The organism is Clostridium sp. ZBS2 (genome assembly GCF_023845855.1).
In the GTDB taxonomy this organism is placed as follows: domain Bacteria; phylum Bacillota; class Clostridia; order Clostridiales; family Clostridiaceae; genus Clostridium; species Clostridium aquiflavi.
In genome coordinates, this window is the sequence record NZ_JAMQIF010000023.1 from 15,916 (window position 1) to 18,667 (window position 2,752).

3 protein-coding genes are annotated in these 2,752 nt (G+C 31.0%); all 3 read right to left on the reverse strand.

Annotated elements, in window-relative coordinates:
* Window positions 1-117: 117 nt before the first annotated feature.
* From NG918_RS14015 to pyrF, 3 genes are read right to left on the reverse strand one after another with little or no spacing between them, the layout of a single operon-like run.
* The gene (locus NG918_RS14015) at window positions 118-1,014 is read right to left on the reverse strand and encodes a dihydroorotate dehydrogenase (protein ID WP_252226713.1); all 897 of its coding nucleotides are present in this window, start codon (window positions 1,012-1,014) and stop codon (window positions 118-120) included.
* A gap of 21 nt (window positions 1,015-1,035) precedes the next feature.
* Complete coding sequence (locus tag NG918_RS14020; protein ID WP_252226716.1) at window positions 1,036-1,779, reverse strand: dihydroorotate dehydrogenase electron transfer subunit; 744 nt, start codon at window positions 1,777-1,779, stop codon at window positions 1,036-1,038.
* A gap of 11 nt (window positions 1,780-1,790) precedes the next feature.
* Entirely contained in the window at window positions 1,791-2,663 is an 873-nt protein-coding gene (gene pyrF, locus NG918_RS14025; RefSeq protein WP_252226718.1) for an orotidine-5'-phosphate decarboxylase, read from the reverse strand.
* Window positions 2,664-2,752 lie beyond the last annotated feature (89 nt).

Consider the following 2,752-nt stretch of genomic DNA (forward strand, 5'->3'; position numbering starts at 1 on the left):
AGTCCAATTACAATGCCACTTTACCTATTGCATATATAAACACATCTAAAAACAATATATCTTAAATAATTAAATTTCTTTGTTCATCAAACTATATATTTTAATATTAGCAGCCATTTAAATTACACCAACAATTTCATTTATATCTTTTATGCCTTGTTCTTTACAGAAAGCTTCCATCTCTTCTATGATTTCTTTTCCTGCCATAGGATTTACAAAATTTATTGTTCCTATTTGTACAGCTCTTGCTCCTGCCATCATAAACTCTATTGCATCTATTCCATTAGATATTCCACCAAGTCCTATTACTGGTATACTAACTGCTTTGCTTACTTCATGAACCATTCTTAATGCTACTGGTTTCACTGCGGGGCCTGAAAGTCCTGCATATACATTATTAAATATTGGCTTTCTTTTATATGGATCTATTGCTAAACCTTTTAATGTATTTATTAAGCTTAATGAATCTGCTCCTGCTTCTTCACATTTTGCTGCCATTTCAACTATATTTTCGGCATTGGGTGATAATTTAACCATAAGAGGTTTTTTGCAAATTTTCTTTATTTCTTTTACAAATTCATAAGCTACCTGAGACTTAATTCCATATGCCATTCCACCACATTTTACATTTGGACATGATATATTTAATTCAATGATATTTACTTCAGTATTATTTAATTTTTCAATAGCTTCTGCATAATCTTCAAAACACCCTCCACCAACATTAGCTAAAATGTTAGTATTTAGTTCTTGCATTTTAGGCAATTCATTTTTTATAAATCCTTCTATTCCTGGATTTTGTAATCCTACAGAATTCATCATTCCAGATGGAGTTTCAAATACCCTAATTCCTTCATTACCTTCTTTAACATTAAGTGTTAATCCTTTGGATGATATTCCGCCTAACATCCCTACATCATAAAAATTGTTATATTCTGCACCAAAACCAAAAGTTCCTGAAGCCGCTATAACTGGATTTTTAAATTCTACACCATTTATATTCACCTTTAACATAACTTCATTCTCCCCTCTGATTTATAATTCCACATAATATCCATCAAATACTGGACCGTCTTTACACGTTCTCTTATTTCCACCTTTAGTTTTGCAAGTACATACTAAACAAGCTCCTACACCACATGCCATGTGTTTTTCCATTGAAACGTAAACTTTAACCTTCTTTTCTTTACACATCTCAACAACCTTTTTCATCATAATTTCAGGACCACAACATAGCACAATATCATATTCCTCTGGCTTTAATATATCCGTAACAAAGCCTTTATGACCATGCTTTCCTGTATTAGTTGTTACTTCTACTTTGTTAGCATATTTAGATAATTCATCTATTAAATATATGTCATCTCTAAATCCTGCATAAACATCTATAAGCCCATATTTATTATTTCTTCTAAGCACTTTACAAACTTCAACCATAGGTGCTGTTCCAATTCCCCCAGAAACAATTGCAACTTTTCCTAAGTATTCATCTAAGTCAAATCCATTTCCTAATGGACCTGTAAGATTTATGTAATCCCCCTCTTGAAGTTTTGCAAATTCTTCTGTTCCTTTTCCTACTACTGCATACATAAAAGTTATTTTATTATCATCTTTTTCGCATATGCTTATGGGTCTTGGAAGTAAGGTTTGACCTTCAAGCTTAAGCATATAAAATTGTCCTGCTCTTATGGCATTATCATCTTCACACACCATCTTATATATATTATCAACTACTTTTTTATTTGAAAGTACCTTTGATTTCTTATAATTTATACTCATTTTACCACCCCTTATAAATCCTCTACAGCTCTTTTTATTTCATCTCTCATTTTTATAACTTCTTCTCTTGCACATAATGCAAATTCCATTTCCCTGTTTTGTTTTTTATAAGCAAGTAATATTCCTCTTGATGAATTCACAACTCCACCATTTCCATTATTTAAATACATTGCTACATCTTCTGCTTTTCCGCCTTGAGCTCCATATCCAGGTATTAAGAAGAACATTGAGTTAAATCTTTTTCTTAATTCTTTTCCTTCTTCAACATGAGTACATCCAATTACGCCTCCTAATGGATGATAGCCACATTTTGAAATCATATTTTCGCCCATTTTCATAAGCTTATCGCCAACTACATGATATACTTTATTTCCTGTAGTTGTATCTAAATACTCAATATCTTCTGCTCCCTCATTTGATGTTCTAACTAATGTAAATGCACCTTTTTTTCCGTTTACTAAATATTGAACATACGGTTTTATACTGTCCATTCCCATATAAGGATTTAGTGTAATAAAATCTGCTTCAAAGTCTCCTTCAAAATGAGCCTTTGCATACATTTGGGCAGTAGCTGCTATATCGCCTCTTTTTATATCAGCTATTATGATTTCATCTTTTTTTCTTAGATATTCTAATGTTTTCTTATAAGCTAATAATCCTTCTAAGCCTAAAGCTTCATAATAAGCTATTTGTACCTTAAAGCATGCTGCAACATCATATGTAGCATCTATAATTTGTTTATTAAATTCAAATATAGCTTCACTTGGTGTTTTTCCATTTCTTATATGCTCTGGAATATACTCTAAAGATGTATCTAATCCAACACATACAACACCTCTTTTTTCAACTCTCTCATATAGCTTATCCATTATATTAATCATCATAGCAACTCTCCTCCAAATTTATATATTAAAAATTATTGTATTGTTAATATATGTTTATATATGCAATAGTGTAAAGTGGCATTGTAATT

Coding starts and splice junctions, on each gene's coding strand:
- NG918_RS14015 (WP_252226713.1), bottom strand. CDS start 1,014: ATGTTAAAGGTGAATATAAATGGTGTAGAATTTAAAAATCCAGTTATA.
- NG918_RS14020 (WP_252226716.1), bottom strand. CDS start 1,779: ATGAGTATAAATTATAAGAAATCAAAGGTACTTTCAAATAAAAAAGTA.
- pyrF (WP_252226718.1), bottom strand. CDS start 2,663: ATGATGATTAATATAATGGATAAGCTATATGAGAGAGTTGAAAAAAGA.